Below are 5,318 nucleotides of genomic sequence, written 5' to 3'. Positions count from 1 at the left end.
GCCTCACAGCTTGCTTGCGCCTTTCGTGCTGTTCTTGCCGCGACAGCTTGCGTCCGTCTTCTTTGTCCATTTCTATCAGTTGGGGGCGGACACCAACAAATCAACCCTTAGTTGCCGGGTGAATAGGTGCCAACTGACTCAGTCGCCAGAGCGATGTGACTTCTGCAGCTCTGGCCGTATGCAAAACATCGGTGCTGTCGCTCGCCTTTGGGTGGCGAGGGCGGATATCGTGTCGTTCCAGTACTTGCAGGCCGGCGTTGTGAATAGCATCCAATAGAAATGCACGTGATCGCAGGCCAAGGTGTTCAGCGAGGTCTGAGAGGATCAGCCAGCCTTCACCGTTTGGGGTGAGGTGAGATGCCAAACCATTTAAAAAGCCCAGCAACATACGGCTGTCAGGGTCGTACACGGCGTATTCGATTGGAGAGCTGGGGCGAGCGGGCACCCAGGGCGGGTTACAGACAACGAGTGGTGCACGACCCGTGGGGAAAAGATTGGTTTGCAGTAGTTCTACCTGAGCGGCATATCCAAGGCGTTGCAAGTTTTCGCTGGCGCACGCCAAGGCGCGTGGGTCTTGATCGGTGGCGACAATACGTTTGATGCCCCGCTTGGCCAGTACGGCGGCCAGCACACCTGTGCCGGTGCCGATATCAAATGCCACATCCAGCGTGGGGAGGGGGGCGCTGGCTACCAAGTCGACATACTCACCGCGTAATGGCGAAAACACACCATGTTGTGGATAGATGCGCCCGCCCAATGCCGGGATGTCGACCCCTTTCTTGTGCCACTCATGTGCGCCTATCAAGCCTTGCAGTTCTCGCAAGGAGACGACCGATGATTGTGCGGTGGGACCATAGACCATCATGCAGGCCGCCTCCACCGTCGGGGCTCGGCGTAATGGAATGCGATAGTCAGCCTCCAGCGGTACCAGCAACATGGCAAGTATGCGGGCACGCTGTGCTTGGGCTTGGCGGTGCAGGTGGAATGATTCGGCTGGTGTGGTACCCATTTTCTTCGGGTTGCGGTCTATCCGCCGTGCCATGGCTTGCAGCAGTTGGCGGGCGTTTTGAAAGTCGCCTTGCCAAAGCAATGCCGTACCTTCGCAAGCCAGCCGGTAGGCGGTATCGGCTTTGAGGGTATCGTCTGCCAGTTGCACGCGCTTGGGCGGCGCCATGTCGCTTTGCGATCGCCACAGGGCGCTGTGTGCTTGGCCGGCATTAACCCAATGTAGCTGGGGTGCGTCGGTCATGCGTAAACCTGTTTTATTGAGCGGAGTGGAAGCTGGGGCACAGGTTTATTTGGTCCGATAGGCGCAAAAATCCGGCCTGGGGCCGATGCGCGGATGATTGCGGCAGGTATTGGGGCGCTGGTCGTAAATCGTACACCGGCGCGTGTCGGCATTGAGATAAGTGCAGTCGCCATTGGCGCGCCGCGCCAGGGTGAAGATGCGTTGCTTGAAATTGAATTGGGCGATGACCTTCGTCTTGGTCAGCCGCTTGGCGATGTCTTTGGCGGGGATATTTTCAGCTTCGAAAGCATCAACCAGGTTCATGCGCACCAAGTCGCCCAGCTTTACTTCCACCGGCATTGTGCAGCAGGTTGCCATGCAGCTGTTGCATAAGCCATTGCGGTACTTGAGCCAAGTACCGGTACGGTCAAGGTCGGACAAATGAATAACGGGTTTTTGCATGGCAGCGCAATGGGAAAGCGGGGCCGGATTATATCGGCCCAACGTGCTTTCGGCTTGCTCGGCTGGCGGATGGTACTAAATCAATCGCACTGGCACCTACCCCATCTCCAAACAAGGGGTAGGTGCCATATGCATTTTATTGCACCGCCTGCTTACGGCAGGACGACACGAAGTCGTAACTGCGATCGTATACGCTGGTGTTGACGTCCAACATGCCCAGCATGGTATGGAACAGATTATCGTGGGTCAGCGGCTTGGTGCGTTGGGCTTGCATACACTGGGTATCCAGCCCAAAGCTGCTGGCATAGCCTGGCGAAGCCCACATCACCATTGGGACAGAAGTTTGTTCCTTTGGGGCGATGGAATAAGGCAAACCATGCAGGAAGATGCCGTTCTCGCCCAGCGATTCACCATGGTCCGAAACATAGATCATGGCAGCATCGTGGCTGGTTTGGCTTGCCAGTAGCTTTACGGTTTCTGCCAGGAAATGGTCGGTATACAGCAGGGCATTGTCATAGCTGTTACGCACAGCTTCGACCGAGCACTTGCCGAGGTCCGAGGTATCGCAAGTCGGGGTAAAGCGGCGCATGGCTGCCGGATAGCGGTTGTAATAGGCCGGCCCGTGGTTGCCCATCTGGTGCATGACGATCACGATGTTCCCGGTTTCGCGATCAATCCGTTCGCGCAGTCCTTTGAGCATGATTTCATCGAAGCAACTGCCGTTCTGGCAAAGGGTGGGGTCCGTATCGTTACTGGTGCTCTCGGTTTCCAGGCCATTGCAAACCCCTTTGCAGCCTGACTGATTATCGCGCCATAGCACTTTGATACTTGCCCGGGACAGTACATGCAACACCGACTCATGCTGCTTGATGGCGTCTTCGTCGTAATTGTGGCGGCCATACTGCGAAAACATGCAAGGTACCGATACCTCGGTATTGCTGCCGCAGGACTGCACATCGGGGAAGTTGATGACGTCGAGCTTGGCCAGTTCCGGCGTGGTCTGGCGGGTATAGCCATTCAGGCCCCAGTTCATGGCACGGGCAGTTTCGCCGACGACCAAGACAAAGACAGTAGGCTTGCTGCGCTTTTGCCAGCTGGGTGCGAGTTTGGCATCCGTGCCTATTGCTTGTATCGGTTTCTGTGCACCTTTCACGTCGCTGGCCAGCACGCGGCCTAGAGAGACAAGGTAATTACCTGGTGTAATCAGATGCCGGATCGCCTTTTGATTGCGCATCAGCGACGAAAATTCCTGAAACACCAGCAAGGTGGCGCCCACCGCAATCAGTAAGCCGGCAACGACACAACCGATGCGAATGAGTAAGGCACGCCGCAAAGGGCGGGTTTTGATATTGATGCGTGCAAGCACCAACAGCGGCAGGCCGACGTAGATCAGCAAATGCGGCAGCAGGCCCCATGCCATCAAGTCACGCGCTTCCTTGACATCGGTACGCAGCACATTGCGAATCATGCTGGTATCAAAATACACATGGTAACGCTGCATATAGTAGGTGGCGAATCCGGTGACCACGAACAGCACGCCCAGCAGGGGCTTGATGGTCCAACGTGACATGAACAGCAGCAGAATTGCAAAGTGGACGGCGGCAAGTGCCAAGCCCACTGCCCCGGCAAATCGCCAAGACTGCAGGCTGGCGATGTCCCGCCCATCGAGGGCGGCCTGCCAGAAGAGGGTATTGCAGGCGGTGATAAAGAAAATACAAGCCAGCCCGGTCAATGTTTCAACACTCAGCTGGGGCCGATATTGAAACCATTTGCGTGGTGGCGGGTTGAGGGCGGTGTGCTGTGGGTCTGGATGAGTAAAGGCCATCTCAATGCGCTACCTTGGTTTTGACGACGGAGCCGTTGACGGGGTTGAAGTACACCTTCACCTTTTTGCCGGCTTTATCCCGCCCATAGATTTCGTAGCAACTATGGGTAGCCTTGATTTTGTGGACTTGATAACCCTCCTGCTTCAATTTTTGCTGGAATGCAGTTACGGGCATCCAGCCCGCTGGTGCAATGGGGGTGCATTTGGGCGAGGCGATGGCAGCCGAGACGAGTGCCGTCGCCAGCAGGGGGTAGAGCGCAGACATGGTGGGTGAGGTATGAGCGAAAGGGGGTTATTGGAAGGTAGTCAACTTGATGGCAGTTGAAGTTGTGATTACAGGCGCTAAGACCTGTCCAAAGCAGCTGCGCGTCGGCAATATGGCGTTGCAAACGTCCTCGGAGTACTCATTTACCCTGGGTAAACGCCGCTTCCTCGGCTGTTTTCGCCTTATCTTGCCTTAGCTCACGAACCTTTAGACAGCTTACGAAGCAACTTAATTAGGTGCTAGTCACTCTTGCCGGCTTCGCGCAACTTGTCTTTTTTGCTTTTTCGTTTTCCTTTTATGCCGCCTGCGCCTGTATTGGTTGTAAGGATGGCCGCCGGTTGGACTTCGAATCCTGCAATCTGTTCACGCACCAAGCGTTGCTGCTGGCGTTTTTCAATCAGCCGGAAATGCGCTTCACTGATTGGGGTGACAAAGCTGATAGCCAAGCCGCTAGCGCCTGCGCGGCCAGTACGACCGATTCGATGCTGGTAATCTACTGCCGAGCGTGGAAGGTTGTAGTTTATCACCGTAGGCAACTGCACGATGTCGATGCCCCGCGCAGCCACATCGGTTGCCAACAGCACTTGTAGCGAACCTTCCTTGAAGGCGGCCAGAGCTTGGCTGCGTCGCCCCTGGCTTAGCTCGCCATGGAAAGGTGCGGCTGGGATATTCGCTTGGTTAAGTAGCTTCGCCAGTTGATCCGCCATTCGATGAGTAGCCACAAATACCAATACCTGCGTCCAGCCTTCATCACGAATCAACGTCAACAGCAAGTCACCGCGCTGGGTCTCATCAACATGAATCGCCCGTTGTACGATAGCGGGTCGGTCAGAGTCGGTGGCGGCCAGCATGATGCGCTGTGGTTCACGTAACTGTTGTTCGGCCAAGGACTGGACTTCGGTAGGGAATGTGGCGGAGAAAAGCAGGGTTTGGCGTGGGTTGGGCAGTAACGTGATGATGCGACTGATTTCCTCGGCAAATCCCAAATCGAGCAAGCGGTCGGCCTCGTCCAACACCAGGGTTTTGACACTGAAAAGCTGCAAAGCGTTGCGCGTGCAAAGGTCGAGCAGGCGGCCGGGTGTCGCAACGACAATATCTGCGCCACCACGCAGATCCATCATTTGTGGGTTGATCGATACGCCGCCAAAGAGTGGCAGTATCTTGACATTACCCGGTAGTGTTCGCGCTAACTGATCCAACGTTCTGCTTACTTGGCTGGCAAGTTCTCGTGTGGGTACCAAAATCAGCACGCTGACTTGGCGGGGGCTAGGGTGGGGTGCCGCAAGCCATTGCTGCAAAATGGGTAACTGATGTTACGCAGTAGCTGCGAGAAGCAGCTGTAACTGATCATAAGCCGCGCGAGAGGCGTTGATCAGTAACTTGCGGCAAAGTGCGAATGGGTTCTTCTGCATCTTGATGCTCAGGCATTCAAGTTTGAAGGCTGCGCAAATCGTCATGAACACATGGTTGCTTTGGGTGCGAACTGTACGCCTAGGCGACTTGGCCAGACTGGCATTGGACTTGAGTGACTTGTGAAA

At 55.7% G+C, this 5,318-nt stretch carries 5 protein-coding genes and 1 pseudogene; all 6 read right to left on the bottom strand.

Annotated features, from left to right (window positions below; genetic code table 11):
* Positions 1–100: 100 nt before the first annotated feature.
* The gene (locus CSQ89_RS19645) at positions 101–1,249 is read right to left on the bottom strand and encodes a methyltransferase (protein ID WP_099407728.1); all 1,149 of its coding nucleotides are present in this window, start codon (positions 1,247–1,249) and stop codon (positions 101–103) included.
* Positions 1,250–1,294: 45 nt separating this feature from the next.
* Complete coding sequence (locus CSQ89_RS19640; protein ID WP_099407727.1) at positions 1,295–1,690, bottom strand: YkgJ family cysteine cluster protein; 396 nt, start codon at positions 1,688–1,690, stop codon at positions 1,295–1,297.
* A gap of 136 nt (positions 1,691–1,826) precedes the next feature.
* Positions 1,827–3,515 carry a phosphoethanolamine transferase gene (locus tag CSQ89_RS19635; RefSeq protein WP_099407726.1) on the bottom strand — a complete coding sequence of 563 codons (1,689 nt, stop codon included), beginning with the start codon at positions 3,513–3,515 and terminating at the stop codon, positions 1,827–1,829.
* A 1-nt stretch (position 3,516) separates the two neighbouring features.
* Positions 3,517–3,780, bottom strand: a complete 264-nt coding sequence (locus CSQ89_RS19630) for a PepSY domain-containing protein (protein WP_099407725.1) — start codon at positions 3,778–3,780, stop codon at positions 3,517–3,519.
* Between the two features lie 239 nt (positions 3,781–4,019).
* Positions 4,020–5,078 (bottom strand): DEAD/DEAH box helicase, encoded by a 1,059-nt coding sequence (locus CSQ89_RS19625; RefSeq protein WP_308418184.1) that lies wholly within the window; start codon positions 5,076–5,078, stop codon positions 4,020–4,022.
* Positions 5,079–5,093: 15 nt separating this feature from the next.
* Positions 5,094–5,318: pseudogene (locus CSQ89_RS19620) on the bottom strand (IS701 family transposase); the annotation flags it as partial.

The organism is Chitinimonas sp. BJB300 (genome assembly GCF_002735695.1).
In the GTDB taxonomy this organism is placed as follows: Bacteria; Pseudomonadota; Gammaproteobacteria; order Burkholderiales; family Chitinimonadaceae; genus Chitinimonas.
Note: the sequence above shows the minus strand (reverse complement) of the source record. Positions and strands in the feature narration are given on the sequence as shown.

What these genes read in the sequence shown, in the direction of transcription:
- CSQ89_RS19640 (WP_099407727.1), bottom strand. Translation starts at nt 1,690, where the DNA reads ATGCAAAAACCCGTTATTCATTTGTCCGACCTTGACCGTACCGGTACT.
- CSQ89_RS19635 (WP_099407726.1), bottom strand. Translation starts at nt 3,515, where the DNA reads ATGGCCTTTACTCATCCAGACCCACAGCACACCGCCCTCAACCCGCCA.
- CSQ89_RS19630 (WP_099407725.1), bottom strand. Translation starts at nt 3,780, where the DNA reads ATGTCTGCGCTCTACCCCCTGCTGGCGACGGCACTCGTCTCGGCTGCC.
- CSQ89_RS19645 (WP_099407728.1), bottom strand. Translation starts at nt 1,249, where the DNA reads ATGACCGACGCACCCCAGCTACATTGGGTTAATGCCGGCCAAGCACAC.